At 69.1% G+C, this 19,174-nt stretch carries 17 protein-coding genes and 1 pseudogene; 13 read left to right on the forward strand and 5 right to left on the reverse strand.

The genetic code is table 11. The annotated features are described in order from the left end of the window. Positions 1-111 precede the first annotated feature (111 nt). The gene (locus ACTG9Q_RS13075; protein ID WP_455572995.1) at positions 112-609 is read right to left on the reverse strand and encodes a hypothetical protein; all 498 of its coding nucleotides are present in this window, start codon (positions 607-609) and stop codon (positions 112-114) included. Between the two features lie 424 nt (positions 610-1,033). Between ACTG9Q_RS13075 and ACTG9Q_RS13080 the strand changes: the two genes are divergently transcribed. From ACTG9Q_RS13080 to ACTG9Q_RS13100, 5 genes are all read left to right on the forward strand, one after another. Then, positions 1,034-2,065, forward strand: a complete 1,032-nt coding sequence (locus ACTG9Q_RS13080) for a 5-methyltetrahydropteroyltriglutamate--homocysteine methyltransferase (protein ID WP_455572996.1) — start codon at positions 1,034-1,036, stop codon at positions 2,063-2,065. A gap of 573 nt (positions 2,066-2,638) precedes the next feature. After that, a complete protein-coding gene (locus tag ACTG9Q_RS13085) occupies positions 2,639-4,873 on the forward strand; it encodes a rhamnogalacturonan lyase family protein (protein WP_455572997.1) in 2,235 nt (744 codons plus the stop codon). Positions 4,874-5,127: 254 nt separating this feature from the next. Beyond that, on the forward strand, positions 5,128-5,733 hold the full coding sequence (locus tag ACTG9Q_RS13090; RefSeq protein ID WP_455572998.1) for an SGNH/GDSL hydrolase family protein: 606 nt from the start codon (positions 5,128-5,130) through the stop codon (positions 5,731-5,733). Positions 5,734-6,071: 338 nt separating this feature from the next. Then, on the forward strand, positions 6,072-6,212 hold the full coding sequence (locus ACTG9Q_RS13095; protein WP_455572999.1) for a hypothetical protein: 141 nt from the start codon (positions 6,072-6,074) through the stop codon (positions 6,210-6,212). Positions 6,213-6,551: 339 nt separating this feature from the next. Then, positions 6,552-7,340: an AfsR/SARP family transcriptional regulator gene (locus ACTG9Q_RS13100; RefSeq protein WP_455573000.1), complete on the forward strand. Its 789-nt coding sequence runs from the start codon at positions 6,552-6,554 to the stop codon at positions 7,338-7,340. On the opposite strand, the gene ACTG9Q_RS13105 is transcribed toward ACTG9Q_RS13100, so the two are convergent. Genes ACTG9Q_RS13105 through ACTG9Q_RS13115 form a run of 3 tightly spaced genes read right to left on the reverse strand, consistent with a single transcriptional unit; the run spans position 7,298 to position 11,048 of the window. Continuing rightward, positions 7,298-7,798, reverse strand: a complete 501-nt coding sequence (locus ACTG9Q_RS13105; RefSeq protein ID WP_455573001.1) for a flavin reductase family protein — start codon at positions 7,796-7,798, stop codon at positions 7,298-7,300. The two genes, ACTG9Q_RS13100 and ACTG9Q_RS13105, sit on opposite strands and share 43 nt — an antisense overlap. Further along, positions 7,795-9,825, reverse strand: coding sequence for a tetratricopeptide repeat protein (locus ACTG9Q_RS13110; protein WP_455573002.1), 2,031 nt, complete (start codon positions 9,823-9,825; stop codon positions 7,795-7,797). The genes ACTG9Q_RS13105 and ACTG9Q_RS13110 overlap by 4 nt, the downstream gene beginning before the upstream one ends. A gap of 11 nt (positions 9,826-9,836) precedes the next feature. Next, a complete protein-coding gene (locus ACTG9Q_RS13115) occupies positions 9,837-11,048 on the reverse strand; it encodes a hypothetical protein (RefSeq protein ID WP_455573003.1) in 1,212 nt (403 codons plus the stop codon). A gap of 646 nt (positions 11,049-11,694) precedes the next feature. Between ACTG9Q_RS13115 and ACTG9Q_RS13120 the strand changes: the two genes are divergently transcribed. Together ACTG9Q_RS13120 and ACTG9Q_RS13125 are read left to right on the forward strand one after the other, a co-directional pair. Beyond that, positions 11,695-12,486 (forward strand): hypothetical protein, encoded by a 792-nt coding sequence (locus ACTG9Q_RS13120; protein WP_455573004.1) that lies wholly within the window; start codon positions 11,695-11,697, stop codon positions 12,484-12,486. 181 nt (positions 12,487-12,667) lie between these two features. Beyond that, complete coding sequence (locus ACTG9Q_RS13125) at positions 12,668-13,492, forward strand: DUF72 domain-containing protein (RefSeq protein ID WP_455573084.1); 825 nt, start codon at positions 12,668-12,670, stop codon at positions 13,490-13,492. Positions 13,493-13,924: 432 nt separating this feature from the next. Here the strand turns inward: ACTG9Q_RS13125 and ACTG9Q_RS13130 are convergent, their stop codons facing one another. Then, complete coding sequence (locus ACTG9Q_RS13130; RefSeq protein WP_455573005.1) at positions 13,925-14,509, reverse strand: hypothetical protein; 585 nt, start codon at positions 14,507-14,509, stop codon at positions 13,925-13,927. A gap of 812 nt (positions 14,510-15,321) precedes the next feature. Here ACTG9Q_RS13130 and ACTG9Q_RS13135 point away from each other — a divergent pair. The 6 genes and pseudogenes from ACTG9Q_RS13135 to ACTG9Q_RS13160 all read left to right on the forward strand — a co-directional run. Then, positions 15,322-15,507 (forward strand): annotated as a pseudogene (locus ACTG9Q_RS13135) (transposase); the annotation flags it as partial. A 322-nt stretch (positions 15,508-15,829) separates the two neighbouring features. Next, positions 15,830-15,988, forward strand: coding sequence for a hypothetical protein (locus tag ACTG9Q_RS13140; RefSeq protein ID WP_455573086.1), 159 nt, complete (start codon positions 15,830-15,832; stop codon positions 15,986-15,988). A gap of 400 nt (positions 15,989-16,388) precedes the next feature. Further along, positions 16,389-16,610 (forward strand): hypothetical protein, encoded by a 222-nt coding sequence (locus ACTG9Q_RS13145; RefSeq protein ID WP_455573006.1) that lies wholly within the window; start codon positions 16,389-16,391, stop codon positions 16,608-16,610. Positions 16,611-16,990: 380 nt separating this feature from the next. Next, on the forward strand, positions 16,991-17,821 hold the full coding sequence (locus tag ACTG9Q_RS13150) for a vWA domain-containing protein (protein WP_455573007.1): 831 nt from the start codon (positions 16,991-16,993) through the stop codon (positions 17,819-17,821). Positions 17,822-17,831: 10 nt separating this feature from the next. Beyond that, on the forward strand, positions 17,832-18,566 hold the full coding sequence (locus ACTG9Q_RS13155) for a hypothetical protein (RefSeq protein ID WP_455573008.1): 735 nt from the start codon (positions 17,832-17,834) through the stop codon (positions 18,564-18,566). Further along, positions 18,563-19,171 (forward strand): hypothetical protein, encoded by a 609-nt coding sequence (locus tag ACTG9Q_RS13160; RefSeq protein WP_455573009.1) that lies wholly within the window; start codon positions 18,563-18,565, stop codon positions 19,169-19,171. The genes ACTG9Q_RS13155 and ACTG9Q_RS13160 overlap by 4 nt, the downstream gene beginning before the upstream one ends. The last annotated feature ends 3 nt before the right edge of the window (positions 19,172-19,174 follow it).

A 19,174-nucleotide genomic window follows, 5' to 3' on the forward strand; every position in this document is an offset into this window, starting at 1 on the left:
CCGTCGGTGGCGGGAGGCGGCCAGTTGACGACGAACTAGCCGCCTCCCGCCTCGGCGTTCGCGCTCACGCCAGGTACCAGTCGGGAAACCGTTCCACCACTTCGCTTATCGCTAAAGGGATAGCGAAATGCTGTTGACCTGGGGAATCTGCGTGACCGTGCCGTCCGGCCACCGGACGGCGGCCACGGCACCGGTGTAGTAGGTCGCCGAGATGTGCGGCGAAGTCGTGGCGATCGCGTTGATGAAGGCCGCCGAGACCTTGTAGTTCTCACCGACAGCAACCAGCGAACCGTTGCGGTACAAGCCGACGGCGAGATCCATCTCCTGCATGACGTGACTGCAGTTCACACTGCCGATGCCCTGTTCACCGCCACCTGACCCACCCCAGTAGCGGAACGGGTTGCTCGCGGTCAGGGTGCATGACCAGACCCCCCTGGTCACGACGCTCGACGCCTGGACCGACGCCCCGGTCGTCTCCTTGGCCAAGCCGGGCGCCGCCCGATCGAGCACCTCGGCCTGCGCGGCCGGGCCGAACACCATGACCCCGACAGCTGCCAACCCAGCGGTGACCACCGTGGCGAACCGGGAGCCCGAGAAGCGTCTTCGCATTGTTCTCACGAGTTTCCTCTTTGCCAGAGTAAGAAATCGCCCGCGAGCGCGGGCGGTTGCATGATTGACACGATAACAGCGCAGAAGCCCGCAGAAGAAGGCGACAATCGAGTGTCCGCCCTTCAGCCCATGGCCTGAAGCCCTTTCAGCCCATGCCCAGAGAGTGCGTCGCCGCCGGAGGAACGCGGTTTCGCCACCGGCACATCACCGCGGCCGAGCTGGATGTCGGGACGGGCTCCGCCGTGCTCGACCTGTTCTCGACATCGATGCAAATGAATGGCCGGAATCGCCGAACACCGCGCTGCGGGGAAGGAGACGCAGGGCCGGTTGCCGGACGAACTGCTCCGATCACCTTCTCGGCGGTCACCGGGCGAGGCCGGGACTGGCTAGGTTCCGGGCGGAGGATCAACGGAGAGGACACCACATGCCCATTCCCACCGAGCCGATCGGCAGCATCCCGCGTCCCGGGTACCTGCTCGCCAACCTGGCCGACGACACGCTGGTCGCGAAGGCGCTGACCGAGACCATCGCGGAGTTCGCCGCCACCGGCTCACCCGTCGTCACCGACGGCGAGCAGGGCAAGTCCAGTTTCGCCACCTACCCACTGCACGGCCTGACCAACCTCGCCCCCGACGGCGCGGTGATCCCGTTCGCCGACGGCCACACCCGGCAGCTGCCGAAGCTGACCGCGGGCCCGTTCCGCTACGGCGCCTACGCGGTGTCCCATTACAAGCGGGTGCGGTCCTTGACCGACCTGCCGGTCAAGCAAGCGGTGATCGCGCCGTCTGCGCTGAGCCTGCTCTACCCGGCCGACGGGATCGAGGGCTATCCGCGCGAGCAGTTCCTCGCCGACCTCGCCGACGAGGCGGAGAAGGACATCCGGCAGTGCCTGGACGCGGGCGCGCACTCCGTGCAACTGGACTTCACCGAGGGCAGGCTCTCGCTCAAGCTCGACCCCAGCGGCGGCGTCCTGTCGGACTTCATCGCGTTGAACAACCTCGTCCTCGAGCGCTTCACCGACGCCGAGCGCGCCCGCATCGGCGTCCACACCTGCCCGGGTGGCGACCAGGACTCGGTGCACAGCCTGGACATCGACTACGCCGAGTTGCTGCCGAAGCTGTTCACGCTGCGCGCGGGGGCGTTCTACCTGCAGCTGGCCAGCGAACCCGACCCGCAGCGCGTGCTGGCCATCGTCGCGCACCACCTGCCCGCCGACGCCCGGGTCTTCATCGGCGTCACCGACCCGATCGACCCGGCGGTCGAAACCCCGGAGCAGGTCCGCGACCGCGTCCTCACCGCCGCCCGGCACCTCCCCATCGACCGGCTCGGCACCTGCGACGACTGCGGCTTCTCCCCGTTCGCCGACGACATGTCGACCTCCCGCGACACCGCCTTCGCCAAGATCTCCGCCCGCGTCCGCGGCACCGAGATGGCCGCCGCGGAACTCGGCGTCTGACCGTCTGCTGTGGAGCACCCACCGGGGTGCTCCACAGCAACGTCACTTGCCCAATAAGGACGTCAGGCGACCGCCCTGCCGGTCATGGGCTCCCGTCCGAACCTGTACTCAGGCGACGGGGAGCCCACCCGGCCCTGGGTTAGGTCGATCCGGGACTTTTCGCTGAGGCTGTTGACACCGGACGACGACGTTCGTACGGTTCAGAAAGCGCTTCCCAGCAGTCGTCGGATTAATTGAAACGTTTCACATCCGACGTGGTGCCATCCCGCAGTCGTATGGCGGGATGTCCCTAGCCATGCTGGGAGCGCTCCCAGGATCTGCGACGAAGGAGCAACGGTGCTCACCAACTTTGTTCAGAGAAGTGTGGGCCATCCCCCCGACGAGCCTTCGACGCGGGGACCATCAGCTCGGCAGGCAATGCCGCAGCGGCACGGTGACCGCGCCGTCTCGTAGCGCTCCGCTGGTCGGCCCCAGTACTCGGCCCAGTGCTCGGCCCAGTACCCGCCCGAGTACTCCGCCCACACCGTCACCGGTCTCGCCGGTGTCATCCGAACTATCTGTTGGAGGTTCGTCATGCCCATAAACAGACGGCGCCCCGCGCTGCTCGCTGCCGGCGTCGCCTTGACCATCGTCGGGAGCGGTGTCGTCATCACCGGGGCTTCGGCGGCTCCGGTCCGCCACGAGGCCGAAAACTCCCCCGCCACCTGCGCCGGTGCCATCGAGTCCAACCACGCGGGCTACTCCGGCAGCGGGTTCTGCAACGCGGAGAACGCGGTCGGGGCGGCAGCGCAGTTCACCGTCACGGCGACCACGGCGGGCTCCACGACCATCGGCGTCCGGTACGCCAACGGCGGGACCGCCAACCGCCCCGCGGACGTGCTGGTCAACGGGGCGGCCGCCCACTCGGGCACCGCGTTCGACCCGACCGGCGCTTGGACCACGTGGGCCACGAAGACGCTCACCGTCCCGCTGAACGCAGGCACGAACACGATCCGGTTGAGCCCGACCACCGCGGAGGGCCTGGCGAACGTCGACTACCTCGAGACCGACGCCACGGACAACCCGCCTTCCGGCAAGCAGATGGAGGACCTCGACCGGGGTCTGGTCAGCGTGCGCTCCGGGACCGGCAACCTGGTCTCGTGGCGGCTGTTCGGGAACGAGCCCGCCTCGACCGGGTTCAACGTCTACCGAGGCGCGACGAGGCTGAACTCCTCCCCGATCACCAACTCCACCAACTTCCAGGACGCCGGGGCGCCGGGTGACGCCTCGTACACGGTCCGCGCGGTCGTGGCCGGGGTGGAGCAGGCGCCGTCCGAGCCGTCCCTGCGCTTCAGCGGCGGCAACTACCTGGACGTGCCGATTTCCCGGCCTGGGAGCACCTACACGGCCGGTGACGCGAGCGTCGGCGACGCCGACGGTGACGGCCAGTACGAGATCTTCCTCAAGTGGGACCCCAACGACCAGAAGGACAACTCCCAGTCGGGCAACACCAGCAACGTCTACATTGACGCCTACAAGCTCAACGGGCAGCGGCTGTGGCGCGTCAACCTGGGCCGCAACATCCGCGCGGGCGCGCACTACACCCAGTTCCAGGTGTACGACTACGACGGTGACGGCCGGGCCGAGCTCGCGGTCAAGACCGGCGACGGCACGGTGTCCGGCACGGGTCAGGTGATCGGCAACGCAGGCGCCGACCACCGCAACTCCTCCGGTTACATCATCACCGGACCCGAGTACCTGACGGTGTTCAACGGGCTCACCGGCGCCGTCATGTCCACGGTGCCCTTCGACCCCGCCCGCGGCAACATCTGCGACTGGGGTGACTGCAACGGCAACCGGGGCGACCGGTTCCTGGCGGGCACCGCCTACCTGGACGGGCAGCGCCCCAGCATCATCATGGGCCGCGGCTACTACGAGAAGAGCGCCATCGCGGCGTGGGACTTCCGCAACGGGCAGCTCACCCGCCGCTGGAAGTTCGACTCCGGCTCCGCGGGCAGCCAGTGGACCGGCCGCGGCACCCACTCCCTGTCCATCGCCGACGTCGACCGCAACGGCACCGACGAGGTCATCTACGGCGGCATGACCATCAACGCCAACGGCACCGGCCGCTACACCACCAGCTTCCGCGCCCACGGCGACGCCCTGCACGTGGGCGACTTCATCCCCAGCCGCCCCGGCCAGGAGATCTGGCAGATCCACGAGCAGAGCTCCGGCGCCGCCGCGACCCTGCGCGACGCCAACAGCGGCGCCACCATCATGCAGAAGAACAACACCTGCAACTGCGAAGGCCCCGCTCGCGGCGCGGCAGGCGACGTTTACGCGGGGAACCCCGGTGCCGAGTTCTGGGGCAGGGGCACCGGGCTGACCAGCCTGTTCAACGGCTCCGGCGGCAACGTCGGGCGCTCACCGGGCAGCGCGAACTTCCTCGCCTGGTGGGACGCCGACCCGGTGCGGGAACTGCTGGACGGCAACCACGTCGACAAGTACGGCACCGGCGGTGACACCCGCCTGCTCACCGGCTCCGGGGCGCACTCCGTCAACGGCACCAAGTCGACCCCCTCGCTCTCCGGCGACCTGTTCGGCGACTGGCGCGAGGAAGTCATCCTGCCCCGCGACGACAACGCCGCGCTGCGCGTTTATGCCACGACGACGCAGACCGGCCTGCGAATCCACACCCTCATGCACGACGCCCAGTACCGCGTGGCCATCGCGTGGCAGAACACCGCCTACAACCAGCCGCCGCACCCGAGCTTCTTCCTCGGCGGCGGCATGAGCACCCCGCCCCAGCCGAACATCTACCTCCGCTAAGCCCGATCCGTGGGCGGGCAGGCCGCACCTGGCCTGCCCGCCCACCGCCATTAGCCGGGAACGGCAGGCCAACCCGGGTACGACTTCGGTGAAGCAGAGGTAGTTCCCAGGCTTGTCGACCAGGACGCCCATGCGGCGGGCTGTCGGCGACCGGGTCGACGGGGTCATCGGGCACGCTCGGACTCGATCCGGGCTCAGCGCCACGGCCAGGTCGTCCGGGAGTTTTCCGGGCCTCCGCGACGTTGAACGGGGTGATGAGCACACTCCGCTTCCACGTCCTCGGCGACTCACTCGCCGCCGGGGTCGGCTGCACGAGCCCGAGCCAGACGCTCGGGCACCGCCTGGCGGCGACCCTGCGCGCCGCGGGCCACGCGGTCGACCTGCACGTCCACGCCGTCCCCGGCGCCCGGTCCACCGACCTGGCCCCGCAGGTGCGCGCCGCATCGGCAGGGCGGGTCGACGTGGCGATGCTCGTGATCGGCGCGAACGACCTGATCTCCTTCACCCCGCCGGAGACCGGCGTCCGCCAGCTCGGCGCGGCCGTCGCCGACCTCACCGGCCTCGGCGCCGCCGTCCTCGTCGTCACCGCCCCCGACCTCAGCATCGTCTCAGCCGTCCCGGGCCCCTACCGGGACTTCGTCCGCCTCGTCAGCACCGGCTACGCCCGCGCCCAAGCCGACGCCGTGATCAGCGCGGGCGGATTCGTCACCGCCGTCGGGGCCGAGCTGTTCGACAGCTTCCGCCGCGACCCCAGCCTGTTCTCCGCCGACCGCTTCCACCCCTCCCCCAGCGGCTACGCCCTCATCGCCAACGCCTTGTCCCCCCACCTGCTGCGCGTCGCAACCGACCGCGCGGCATGACCAACAGAACACCTTCGCACGAAACACCTCTGGTACAACTCGGCGTCACTCGTTGCGGTCTACCCCTTGTCCAGCAAGGCTTCCACACCCACATTCTCCCTGTGAGGTGCTGCTGGACGACCTGATCAGCAACCTGCGGCAGGGATGCGCGCTGGATCAGCGGATCACCCTGGTGACCGGCTCCGACGCCTCGATGCTGCGCACCAGGCCCGACCTGGCCCCGAGGGGCGACCAGCCGCACCTGGTGATCCCCTACACCCCGCACGGCGAACGGGCTGAGGCCGGGAGAACTCCCGACACGCCAAGCAGTTCGCGCCGAACTGGAGCGCTCGGACCGCGTGCGCAACGCTGTGCGCGGTGCGGGCGGCACCTTCAGGCTCGACGCGACGACCGGCAACGCCGTGGGTCGCAGGCTGCCCGTCATCGAGGTCGGGCCGAGCGGCGACTTCGTCGTCAAAAAGATCCTCCCGACCCCTTGAGCGCAGCGAGCCCAACGCGACACCAACAATTCCGAAATACGCAGCGACCACATCTCCACAAGAAGTCGTGGATTCGCCCAGACAGTCGCAGACCGCCTCCGACCGGCCGGTATTAAACCGGAACAATGCCGGTCGAACAGCGCAGGCACAATTGTCAACCACTTACCGATCATCACGAGACCATTTAGCGCAATCACCTTCGATTCACTCGATCAGTCGCTACCGTCCTGACTTCCCGGTACGTACGTTCGCGGTGGGAGTAGTTCCAACAACAGGAATGGCGATCCCTTGACATCGGTGATTCCAATCGAATTACTGCGGTTCCGCGTCCTCGGACCGGTGGAAGTCCTCCGCGGTGGTGTGCCCTGCTCTCCCCGGCCCCCCAAACAGCGCGCGCTCCTGGCGATCCTCCTGCTGCACCACAACCAGGTGCTGTCCACCGACACGATCATCGACCTGCTGTGGGCGGACCAGCCGCCGCGCTCGGCCTCGGCCGCGCTGCAGATGCACGTCTGCGGGATACGGCGGCACATCGGGGGCGGCGGGCATCGGCACCCGGTGCTGCGCACCGAGACCCGCGGCTATTCCATCCGGCTGGGCCCCGACCAGCTCGACCTGGCCGTCTTCCGGAGGCTGGCCCGCGCGGGCCTGCGGGAGCTGGCGGCGGGCCGGTGCGCCGACGCGGGCGTCCAATTCGCCGCCGCCCTGCGTCAGTGGCAGGGCTTGGCGATGGCCGACATCGCCACGGCCGGAACGCTGGCGAACTACGCGGTGCACCTGGAGGAGGAGCGGTTGGCGGTGCACCAGCAGAGCATCGGCGTGGACCTGTGCCAGGGCGCCGCGCGGCAGGCCGTCGGCGAGCTGGCGGAGCTGTGCGACCGGCACCCGATGCGCGAGGACCTGCACCAGCAGTACATGATCGCGCTGTCCAAAGTGGGCAGGACGGCCGACGCCCTGCGGGCCTACAACCGGCTGCGCGCGGCGATGGTGGCCGAGGCGGGCATCGAGCCCTGCCCCGACCTGCGCGCCACCCACCAGGCCATCCTGCGTGGCGAGTCGGCCATCGACCCGGTGCACTCGTGCGGTCAGACCGGGGCCGCCAGCCGCCAGTCGTACCGCCTGCCGTAATACACCAGGGGCCCGTCCTCTGCTGACGCCGCGATGGCGACCACGGCGCCGATCACCACGGCGTGGTCGCCGTGCGGGAAAACCCGCTCGGCGGCGCACCGCAGGTAGACGGCCGCGTCGGCAAGCCGGGGCACGCGGCCGTCCCATCCCCACCGCACCCCGGCGAACTTGTCGCCGCCGCTGCGGGCGAACCGGGTGGCCAGCGGAGCCTGCCCGGCGGCCAGGAGGTGCACGCCGAACTCGCCGCCGCCGGTCAGCGCGCGGTAGGACCCGGCCGCCCGGCCGACGGTGAACAGCACCGACGGCGGGTCCGCGCTGTAGGAGCACAGCGAGGACACCAGCAGGCCCCGGGGCGCGCCACCCGCGTCGGCCGTGGTGACGACGGCGAGGCCCGCGGCCAGGCGGGCCATCGCGTCGGTGAAGACCGCGACCTGGGTGGGGGCTTGGTCGACGGTCATCGGGCCAGCGCCTGCCTGCAGGAGTCCAGCCGGGCGCGGGCGTCGTCGTCCTCGACGGCGGCGAGGACCGCCTCGTAGTCGGCGATCGCCTGGTCGAGGTCGCCCGCGCTTTCGTGCGCCACCGCGCGGTTGAACCGGATCTGCGGCGAGTCGTCCAGCTCGGCGGCCCGGTCCAGGTGCTCGATGGCCGCGCCGACCTCGCCGGACTCGTAGTCCAGCGAACCCAGCAGCGCCCACGCCTGCGCCATACCGGGGTCGGCGGTGAGTGCGGCGTTCACCGCGGCCCGCGCGCCGCCGGTGTCGTCGCGCTCGATGAGCACGCGGGCCTTGGCGCACAACAGGTGCGGGTGCTCGGGGGCGATGCGCAGCCCGGCCTCGACCTCCGCCCACGCCTCGTCCGGCAGGTCGAGGTCGCACAGCAACCCGGCCAGGTTCGCCCGCGCGTCGGCGTGGTCGGGATCGAGGTCGATGACCCGGCGCAGGTTGGCCAGTGCGCCGTCGAGGTCGCCGAGTTCCAGGCGGGCGTCCGCGCAGTTGTAGAACACCTCGGGGAACGGCGGGGAGAGGCGAATGACCGCCTCGTAGTCGGCGATCGCCTCAGCCGGGCGACCCATCCGCAGCAGGATGGCCGCGCGGTTGAAGTGGTGGTCGGCGAAGCCCTCATCGATCGCCATCACGGCGGTGTACTCGACCAGCGCCTCGTCCAGCCTGCCGAGCATGGTGTGCAGCCGGGCGCGGTTGTAGCGCAGGCCCGCGCGGTGCATCGCCCGCTCACCGGGGTCCAGATCGCGGTCGAGCCGCTCCATCCCCTCGTCGAGCAGCGCGATCGCCTCGTCGGGGCGGCCTTGGCGGATGGCCACGAGCGCGAGGCCGTTGCCGTTGAAGACCGTGAAGTAGGTGCGCTCCTTGGGGTCTTCCAGCTGCGACGCCAGCGCGATCGCCAGGTTCAGCCAGCCCCTGGCGACCTGGTAGTCATGGCGTTCGGGGGCGTGGTGGCGGGCGTAGAGCATCGCCATGCCATAGGCGACCTTCATGTGCACGGCCGGGTCGGTGGAACTGGCCCGCACCTCGTTGTAGACGGCCTCGGCCTCGTCGGCGCGTCCGGCAGAGGACAGCGCGGTGGTCATGCCACCGGTGAATTCCCACCACAGGTCCGGGTTGTCCGCCCGGTCGACCAACGCTCGGCCGCGCGCGCCGAGGTCGGCGGCGGCGTGGTACATGCCGAGGTTGCGGCAGTGCACCTGGGCCCGGCGCAGCGCGACGGCCGCGGCGGCCGGGTCGGAGCCGCGCTCCAGGTGGAACGGGATCGCGCCGAGGGACAGTGAGAACTCGCCGACCGCGGCCAGCTTCTCGGCGCGGGCGTCGTGCAGCGCGGCGCGCTCCTCTGAGGACAGCGCGTCGTAGGCCGGGTCGGCCACGGTGCCATTACTGTCCACATAGGACATATTTATCGTTTCCGACTCGACGCCGTCCACCTGCGTCGCGTACTCGGCCAAGGCATCGGGAAGCGACGCGGCGACCGGGCCGGGCGGATCGGTGATCGGCCCGGCCGCGCCCACCACGAGCCGCAGAACGGCCGGGTCGAGACGGCGCAGCGCGACGGCGAGGAATTCCTGGTCGGTCGGATCAGCCAGGTCCGCGTTGGCCACCACCAGCGCCATCGGGCCGCGAGCACGGGCGGCGAGGTACTCCCCCAACAGGTCCACGACGCCGTGGGAGATTCGCAGGGTGTGCAGGCGGGCCTGGAACCGGGTGCGCTCGCCGGCCTTGGACATCAGCTGGAGCGGGGTTTCCATCGGGGGCACCGCGCCTGCGAACTCCGGCGCGCAGGTGAGGATGGTGACGTTGGCGCGCTCCCCGATGCCAGGACAGCGCGCCAGGGCGTCGGCGACGATCTCCCGCAGCAGCGTCCCCACCAGCGTGTAAGGGCCGCGGTGGTGACGGTGGGCGTCGACCGAGGCGAGCACCGGCGAGTACGTCGAGGCAGGTGGTCGGGCGGTGCCGGGCAGCCACAGGTGGTCGGGCATGGGTTTTCCCTTCAGGAGATGACGTGCACGGGCTGCGTCCGGTCGCGGCGGCGCCTGCGCTCGCGCACGGCGAGCCAGCCCGCGGCCGCCAGCGGGCCGAGCGTGACGACGAGGAAGACCACGGAGTCGAGCAGGTCGCGCGTGGGCACCGAACCGGTGGCGAAGAACCGGCCGATCGCGCCGGAGAACAACTGGTAGGCGGCGGGGCCAACGGCCACCACAAAGGTGGTGATGCTGGCGGTGTACCCGCCGACGATCAGCCAGGAGTACCAGCGGGCGACCCTTCGGTCGATCGGGTGCCACTCGGTGTCGTCAAGCAGGCGGTGGTCCCGGCCCAACAGCCGGTTGACGCGGTTGCGCAGCGTCCGCTTGGCCGTCTGGTGCAGGTCCACGCAACCCAGCACGGTGCTGATGAGGACGTACAGGTCAGTGCGCAGGTAGAGGAAGAGCTGCCAGGCCAGGCGCAGCGTCGTGGCGTACGCGATGGCGAGGCAGACCCGGCCGGTCATCGACAGCCCGCCACCGGGGTCGCGGGTGAGGTCGGCGACCAGCACCAACACGGCGAGGGCCAACACGTCGGCCAGGATTCCGGCCAGGATGGGCAGGTAGCGCTTGCGACGGGGCACCGCGACCAGCCCGTCGAGCGCGGTCTCCACGACCAGGAAGTAGAGCCTGCGGCCGAACCGCAGCCGCGACCGCAGCCCGAGCCTGCGGCCCGCCAAGGCGTGGAATCCCTCGTGCAGCACCAGTTGCGGGATCGCGGCGAGGATGAGGACGGCCTCGATGATGGTGAAGTAGTCGGTGAAGAACAGATTCCGGTAGTCGGGCAGCAGGGCGGGATCGCGCACCGCGGCCACGACCCCCCACCCGAACAGGCCCACGTACACCGCGAAAGCCACGGGGGAGAACAGTGCTGCGCCCAACCGCTGCCAGCGGACCGGTTCGGCCACCGCGGCCTGCTCATCGGGCGCTCGGGTGAACCCAAGTTCCTCGAGCGCGCCGATGATGTGGTCCATGTCGGTGCTCTCGCCGTACTCGGCCTCGTACCAGCGCCCGACGCTGTTGGGGGACTCGCCCGCGGCCAGCCTGCGCACCACCTCGGCGCCATCAGCGGGGAACACCGCGTAGGAGTCGGTGTCCGGGCGACCGATGGTCACCTCGTCGCCGTCCTCCAGGTACACCAGGGGATGGAAGGCGAGCGGCCGGTCGAGAGTGTCGGTCACGTGGCCCCTCCGGGGCTAGAGCCGTGCATGGGCGCCGAAACGCCCATGCACGGGAGCGGACCTCAGACCTCGATGTGGTAGCACTCGCACGCCGCGGAGGTCAGGCGCACGGCGCCCGCCTTCCGGACCTGGATCTTCTTCATGGTGGCGGGCTTGGTCTTGGTCTTCACGGCCGGTCCTTTCGCTGATGGGTCAGTTCTCCCCCACCATTTCCATTCCGGGCAAAGGGCACCCAACGGTTCGCCAAACCCCGCGCGGACCCGGATCACGTCACCAACGAACCGTCTTCCCCGTCGACGGACCGCAGGCGTACGGTGTCAAGGTCTTGACACCGTACGCACTGGCCTGTGGCTGCTGTACCGCTCACTGCGGTGACGCGGCGACTGACCAGTCAACATCTTCGGACCAGACCGGCTGAGTCGTCCCGCACCTACAGCGTGCTGCGTTCCGTGGGCATCCTGGAGACAACACCGCCCCTCACGTCACCTGCGCAACCTCACCGAAATCCGAAGGGCGTCCGCCGACTCCTTCCGCGATCGACCGTCTATCGGCGCTTCACCGTATGGACCGGGCCGGTCCGGCGTCGAGCCAAGTCCGCTCAAGTGCGAGACTGGGCGAGAGACGTGACGACTCAAGGGAGTTCGGTGTGGCCTCTGACGCCCTCGAAGGACCGGTCCCGGCGTCGAGCGGACGGGGCCAGCCGGTCCTCGACCTGCTGGACAAGGCCATCGGCCTGCAGACACCGCTGGTTCGCAAGAACATCGCCCGGGCCCGCCAGCGCAACCCGGAAGCGACACCGGCGGAGATCATCCGCACCCTGGAGCGGATGTACGTCAGCACCCTCGCGGGTACGGGGGCCGCGGTCGGGGGCGCCGCGGCCGCGCCCGCCGTCGGCACCGGGATCGCGCTGGCGCTCTCGGCGGGCGAGGCCTTCTCCTCACTCGAACTGAGCACCCTGTTCGTACTCTCGGTCGCCGAGGTCCACGGGGTCCGCCTCGACGAGATCGAACGCCGCCGAACGCTCGTCATGGGAATCTTGCTCGGCCAATCCGGCTCCACGAGCATCGGCAAGATCGCCGAGCGCACCGGCCAGCACTGGGGCCGTCAGCTCGTCAGCAAGGTGCCCACAGCGACACTGAACCAGATCAACAAAGTCCTGGGCAAGAACTTCATCACCAAGTACGGCACCAAGCAAGGGATCATCGTGCTCGGCCGGGTAGCCCCGTTCGGCATCGGCGCAATCATCGGCGGCGGCGCCAACGCCACCGTCGCCGCCCTCGCCGTCCGAGCCGCCCGACGCGCCTTCGGCCCGGCCCCCGCGGCATGGCCGGAGCCTGCGCCTTGGCCCCCGCATGAGACACCGCCGGAAGTGGTGCCGGGGACGGTGCTGAAGGCCCTGCCAGAGTCGACGCCGGATTCGCGGCGGGAGACCAACTGAGGCCCGGTTGCGACCACCAGCGACCACTCACCGGGCGAGCGGTGATGACGGGAACAGCAGACGAATCGCGGCAGGTTCAGATACCCGGCCGACGCGGTGCCGCCGAAAACTGGCCAGTAAGCTGCTCATTCACGTTTCGATGGGAGCTGACGGAATGGCGCGTCTCAACGTCGGCTGCGCGATGTGGACCCACAAGGCGTGGTCTGGGCGGTTCCTGCCGCAGTCGTTGCCTGCCAAGGAGCGTTTGCGGGCCTACGCGGGCTGGTGCAACGCGGTGGAAGGCAACACCACTTTCTACGCGACTCCCGCCCGGACCACCGTTGCGACATGGGCGGAGCAGACCGACCCCGGGTTCCGCTTCGTGCTCAAGCTGCCCAAGGTCGTCACCCACGAGCGTCGGCTCGCCGGGGTCGAGGTCGAGATGCGGGCGTTCCTGGACGCGATCGAGCCGCTTGGCGAACGGGCGGTCCTGTGGACCCAGTTGCCCGGCTCGTTCGGCCCGCCGGACGTCGATGCCCTCGGCCGCTTCCTGCGCAGGCTCCCCGCCGACCGCAGGCGCGCCGTCGAAGTGCGCCATCCCCGGTTCTTCACCGACGCCAGTTCGACGTCGCTGCTGGAAAAGGCCCTCGCCGACGCGGATGCCGAGTGGGTGCCGTTTGACACCACAGTCTTCTTCCAGACCCCGCCGACCAGTGAAGCCGAGCGGGACGCCTGGACCAAGAAACCGCAGTTGCCGCGGCGCACGCGGGCACTGACCGACCAGCCCATCGTCCGCTACCTGGGCCGCGATTCGCTCGAGGAGACGGTCGACGGGTGGCGGCCATGGACCGCGGTGGTCGCCGAATGGCTGCGGGAGGGCCGATCGCCGACGATCTTCCTGCACACCCCCGACAACGACGACGCGCCTGCGCTCGCCCGCCAGTTCCACGACGACGTGCGGGCGCTGGTGCCCGACCTCGCCGCACTGCCCGAACCGAAGCCGGTCGAGCCCGCCACCCTGTTCTGAGCGAACACCCGATCGAGTGAGACGCTCTGCCGCGACATGGTTCGCGACCTGTTAGAAGTGGCACTCATTCCAAGCTCGGCCGGTAGCGGCTCACGCTGGATGTCGACCGCCTTCTGCTCGACTGCCGCCAAGGCCAGCGCCCTCCAACTCCACTTCGAGGAAGGAGCTGAGGAACGTCTAGACACGACGATCCCCGCGCGCATGCCTACCCTGGTGAACGCCAGCCGGATTAGTACATCTTCATTGAGAATGCGATCAAGTGGGGCGACCCCTTTTCGCTGCCATGAACTCCTGCATCGAATTTGAATGAGACCTTTGATATTCGTGACCCAATTCCAGCCGCGCCGATGAACGAGTTCACCACCCAGCGCATATCGCTCGTCGGCATGTGATGGCTGCAGTTGCCCTGTTGCCAGTCGAGGCGGTCGTCGATCAGCTGCGGGCGTGAGCGGACAGGTCAAGTGTGAGGTGGCGACGTTGGGTTCGGAGTTCGGCGAGCCTTGCGTTGGCGTAGTCCCGGATCCGTTTGGGATAGGGCGACGATGCATGCAGCGTGCGGTCGTCGCCACGTGCCCATCCGCCCAGAATGACTTCGTAGCGGGCGACGTGCGCACAGAAGTCGCCGAGAACGTCCGGGACTTCATCGTCGGCGACGAGCATGGGCCGAGAGACGATCAGCTCGTACGCCCTGCGGTTGCCCGGCATGAATACGGCCGTCATCCACTCTTTCCAGAGTTTTCTTTCGTCCGCAATAAGTGGGAGGGAGAACAGATAGTCCCGTCCCGGACGAACCAGAGACCGGAACTCCCCCCACGCCGCCTCGCCATCCTCGATGACGCAGACAAGCGGCTCGTACAGCAAACGAATCTGCCTATCCACCACAGCCAGATGCTCCCGGAGCCGGACGTCGGCACCCGCCGAACGCGAGCCCTCCCGACCGTGCTCGGCACACGTCGGAGGCTGCTCCACACCACCGCACAGGTAAATCGGACCGTGGATCACCCCGGCCTGAATCACCTGTGCCGGACTCCCACTCGCCCAGTTCCTCACCACACCCGCACACGAGTGGCCACTCGTTCGCTCCATGAGAAACCACTATCCCTCCTCACCATGCCGAGTTCAACCAATCAGACACCAGAGCCCCGTTACCAACCAGACCATCACACCCCGACACCCCCAAACTCGACCACGGTGCCAACACAGACCACCAGCTTCCCATAACCTGCCGACACCCAAGTGACCTACAGCGCCCGCTCAGCGGCTTTCTAATTGACTGGTGCCACGACCGGTGCCTGCCAGGCTCAGCCGAGGTGACCGGTCGGGACGCTCTCTCATCGGCTGCCCACCCGGGTCCGGGCGTGGCTCACTCATGGCGTGCGTCCCGACGGTCGCCGCGACGGTTGTGGCTCAAGAGGAATTTGTCCAACTCGAAGAAGCGTTGCCCTCCCCGTCCTCACACGGTCGGAACGAAGGAGGGCTTTATGGCGCGGGAGTTCTCCACTGGTCATGGTCGCAAGGCTGACGACACCGACGCCCACTCGTCGCCCAAGTCGCGTTGCGCACCGCAGATCTCAACCGGGTCGTCGAGGACGACCACACCGTCGCCCCGCGGCTTTGGTCGACCGCCGCGACGAACTCGGCCGTACCCGCACCGATACGGTCAACCGCCTACATAACTGCTGGCCGAGCTGATCCCGGGGCGCCAAGAAGTTTCTCTCGCCGTCCAGGCCCGCAACCTGCTCGCCGGTGTCCGGCCCTGCGTCGTCGGCAGGACCCACCGCGCCCTGGCCGCGGACCTGGGCCACCGAACTCGCCGGGCTGGCCGCAAAATGAAAACCGGCGACAAGCAGCTCGACGCCACCAGAACCGGGTTGCGCGACCTCTACGGCATCGGACCATCCAGTGCAGCCCGGCTTCTCGGCGATGTCGGCGACATCGTCCAATTCCCAAATCGGGGCAGGTTCGCCACCTGGAAGGGGACCGCGCCGATCGACGCCTCCAGCGGTGACCAACACCGCCACCGCCTTCCCGCGCCGGGAACCGACACATCGACCGGGTCCTGCACATCATGGCCATCATCCACTCCGCGACAACACCCCGGCCGCGCCTACTACCGGCGGAACTCGCCGCAGGCAAGTCACCCATGGAGGCTATCCGCTGCCTCAAAACAACGCTTCTCCGATACCATCTACAAGCAACTCATCAACGACGTCGAAGCTGCCTCTCCCCTGCCCCTCGGCATAGAGGGCGGCCATGAGCGGACGGGCAGGTCATGGCTGTGGCTAGGTCCTGTTGGTCTGATGGGTCATGTGCCCGCACCTACACCCAATCACCAGCGTGGGCACGGGCGGGATCAGTTCTGGGTGTGGTCGCTGGCTCGGCGGCAAGGACGCCGAGGTCGAGGTGGACGTCGTGCGGTGGGGAGCCATCGCGCAGCAAGACCTTGTCGTCGGCGCGGTGGCGGCAGTCTTCCGCGACCAGTCGCTCAGCTCGTGAAGCGGGCGCGGAAAGTCGACGGATGACATGAACGGGTGACTTCTCCCTCGTCGGTCCGCTGTCGAGTTGGCCCAGCAACGCACAATGTTGACGCTACAGCGGAACCAGTTAGTCGGGCCGCGCGTCGGCGAATCCGGCGGCCCGCCGCACTGCGGTGTCATAGTCACCGTCCACCCGCACGACATCCGCGCCTTCCTCGGTGATGCGGGCGGCGGTTTCCAGGAGCATCACCCCAGCACGAAGATGTCGCCCCGATTCCGACCTCCAGTTCGACGGCAATCTCGGGACGGACATCGGCGGCGGCGCGTACCCCAGCAGCGACCGATGGAACGCGTGAGCGCCGCCAGATACGGACAGGCCAATTCAGCCCCGGGTGGCGGGCGAGCAGTACCACGACGTCATGCGGACCATCTTTGGCGCGACAATCCAACAGATCCAGCGGGTAACCAGCCCACACTCGGTGGTCCGCCACCTGTTCTACCTCAACGCCGCCATCCCCCACACCGGCGACAGCCTCATGATCACCGCGGTGGCCACCAGCCAGGGTGAGCGCCCGGACACCGGCCTAACCTTCCAGGCTGCTGACCCAGCCCCACTTTCTTCGCGCACGAACCAGATCTAATCGGACTCCCCGTCGGCCACTGTCCGCAGTGGAGCCACCCAAACCTGGTCGTCGACCTCCTCGCCGAACGCGCCTGGCTCATGCCCGGCACCGCGAGCGAACCTTTTCGGCGTGCGGCACAGCACGCCCGTCCGAACTCCTCGCCCACGGTGTTCAGTGGGTCGTCCGGGATGAGAAGGCGGCCCGGATCGCCGGCATCAACTCCCTGGTGCCGCTCCCCGACGCGTCGGTAGCACGGTCGTGTCCACGGCGGTCCGTCACGTTGCGGTAGGACGGTGGCGAGCGCACCCGCCGAAGCACGCACGTCCGAACAGGCGATCACCGGTCCGACACTTAATCAGTGACGGCCTACTCGGGTCGGAGGAGAGGCAGGTTGTGCCATGACGAACGGCGCCGAGGGTGTCCGCAGATCGGTCCTCAAGCGCAACCCGGTCAACCGACGGGTGCTCACCCCGCAGTGGCGGGGGCTGTTCCCTGGCTGGGTGCGACAGCTTGCCGTGCTGCTGGTGCTGCTCCTGCTTCTCCTGGCGGCGCTGATCGCCTGCGGGGAGTCGGAGAAGCCCGTCAGCCTGACCTCGTCGACGCTTACCGGGCCTCGGCTCGCCGCAGGCCCGATCTGCTTGGAGGAGGCGGTGGACGTGTCCGACTCCATGACCGTGTTCACTGCCCAGCGTGAACTGGCCGAGCAGGCGTTGTTCGACTTCGCCACGCGGGTGCTCGACGACAACGACCTGTTCTCTGCGGCGTTCTTCGCGAACAAGTCGGCGGTGGCCTTGCCGCCGACCCGGTTGTCCGCGCTGACCGTGCCGCCCGCGGTCCCCGACGCCCTCGGCGGCGGGACCAACCTCGCACCGGCCGTGGACGCGTTGGTCGAGGCGAGGGCGAAAGTACCGGCCGGGGTCACCTGCGCGGCGCGGGCGCTGATCGTGGTCACCGACGGCGTCCTCGGCGACGACCCGGCGGTACTGGAGGCGGCGCTGCGCGCCGGGACCTACTCGCGAGTGTTCGCCGTGGTTCCCGCAGAATCCGGGTGGGGCAGGCCCGCCGGCCTCATCGGCGGGTTCCTCGACGCGGTCACCGTGCACCACTTCACCGACGGCGGACTCGTCGGCCGCGCGGCGTCGATCATCGCCGACGCCAAGCCGCTCGACGTCGTGTATGGCGAGATCATCGGCTCGCTGACGGGCCAGGCCCTGATCCAGTTGGACTAGGAGGAGCGTGATGAGGAAGAGGTCCAGGAAGGACGCCGTCGAGGAGTGGACCAGGAACCCGGGCAAGGCCATCCCGTACCGGGTCTGGGAGCGGCTGTCGGACCGGTGGTGTGCGGGCCGCGACGCCCGGGTCCCGCTCCGCGAGACCGATGGCGACGCGATGTCCACACCGAGGATGGTCATGCTCGGACAGTGGGGCCGTGGATTGACCGAGAAGGCGTGGATGCACCACCAGGCAAGCACGGCCGAATCGCGGATCCACCTGAGCGAACTGCGGGCGCGGCACGACACCGGCGTCGAGCGCCTGGCCACCGCCGAGTCGCAGTTGGAAGGGCTGGCCGCACCCACGCCCGAGCAGCTCACGGCCCGGGTCAGCGGCGAGGAGCGCACCTCGGACGACGTGCGCATGGGCAGGCGTATGCGGGAACACTCGGAGCGGCGTAAGGGCCTGCAGGCCGAGGTGAGCCGCTGCCGCACCGAGTTGGCCGACCTCGGCGCCGAGATCGCCAGGACCGAGGAGTCGCTGCGCACCTGCTTCGAGGCCGTGTGCACCCGGGCGCAGGTGATCGAGGCGCACATCCGGCGGCGGCGCGCCGCGTACCTCACCTATCTGGTGCGCAAGCACCGCGAAGGCCGGAAGCTGGGTCTGCTCGTGCGCCCGAACTGGGATGAGCGTCCACAGTGGTCCACCTGGGAGATCGCGCCGGGCCTGCGGGCCGGAGCGCCGGAAGGAGGTCGGCGGTGACCGGGTTCTTCCGACGGCGCGGGGCGCGGGGCTTGGACCGCCGAGCCGAGTCGCTGGCCCGCGTGGTGGGCGGCGAGTTGGACCTCATCATGCCGCCGCCGTACGACACCTCCGAGACCGAACCGGCCGCTGGCCGCCAGCGGGTCGAGGAGCTGATCGGGCGGCTCACGCCCAACGGGCTGGACGCGGGCTCGCGGGACGTGCTCAACAACGTCATCAACGACTGGGCCGACGCGGCCGTCGCGCGACTGGACAGCGAGCGGGACGAGCGCCAAGCGGTCGGCGACGTGCTGATCGGGCTGGCCAGGGAGGAGGTGGCGCGCCGCAAGCCGCTCTACGACAGGGACCTGACCCGCGCGTTGCACTACCGGGAGGCCCTTGAGGCGGCGTTCGTCGCGCTCACCGGCAAGAACACCGCGACGCTGCTCGAGCCCGCGCCCGACCGGTTCGCCGACCACCCGCTCAGGTCGACGCTCGGCGACATGGCGGACGACTCCCAGCGCGACGACGAGGCCCCGCTGACCCTGTCCACCCACATCCCCGCGCGGCCCATCCCGCACACGTCCAACGGCCACGTCGGAACCAGCGCATCAACCGAGCCGTGAGGA

Source organism: Actinokineospora lacus, assembly GCF_053813445.1.

What these genes read in the sequence shown, in the direction of transcription:
- ACTG9Q_RS13075 (WP_455572995.1), bottom strand. Translation starts at nt 609, where the DNA reads ATGCGAAGACGCTTCTCGGGCTCCCGGTTCGCCACGGTGGTCACCGCT.
- ACTG9Q_RS13080 (WP_455572996.1), top strand. Translation starts at nt 1,034, where the DNA reads ATGCCCATTCCCACCGAGCCGATCGGCAGCATCCCGCGTCCCGGGTAC.
- ACTG9Q_RS13085 (WP_455572997.1), top strand. Translation starts at nt 2,639, where the DNA reads ATGCCCATAAACAGACGGCGCCCCGCGCTGCTCGCTGCCGGCGTCGCC.
- ACTG9Q_RS13090 (WP_455572998.1), top strand. Translation starts at nt 5,128, where the DNA reads ATGAGCACACTCCGCTTCCACGTCCTCGGCGACTCACTCGCCGCCGGG.
- ACTG9Q_RS13105 (WP_455573001.1), bottom strand. Translation starts at nt 7,798, where the DNA reads ATGACCGTCGACCAAGCCCCCACCCAGGTCGCGGTCTTCACCGACGCG.
- ACTG9Q_RS13110 (WP_455573002.1), bottom strand. Translation starts at nt 9,825, where the DNA reads ATGCCCGACCACCTGTGGCTGCCCGGCACCGCCCGACCACCTGCCTCG.
- ACTG9Q_RS13125 (WP_455573084.1), top strand. Translation starts at nt 12,668, where the DNA reads ATGTGGACCCACAAGGCGTGGTCTGGGCGGTTCCTGCCGCAGTCGTTG.
- ACTG9Q_RS13145 (WP_455573006.1), top strand. Translation starts at nt 16,389, where the DNA reads ATGCGGACCATCTTTGGCGCGACAATCCAACAGATCCAGCGGGTAACC.
- ACTG9Q_RS13150 (WP_455573007.1), top strand. Translation starts at nt 16,991, where the DNA reads ATGACGAACGGCGCCGAGGGTGTCCGCAGATCGGTCCTCAAGCGCAAC.
- ACTG9Q_RS13155 (WP_455573008.1), top strand. Translation starts at nt 17,832, where the DNA reads ATGAGGAAGAGGTCCAGGAAGGACGCCGTCGAGGAGTGGACCAGGAAC.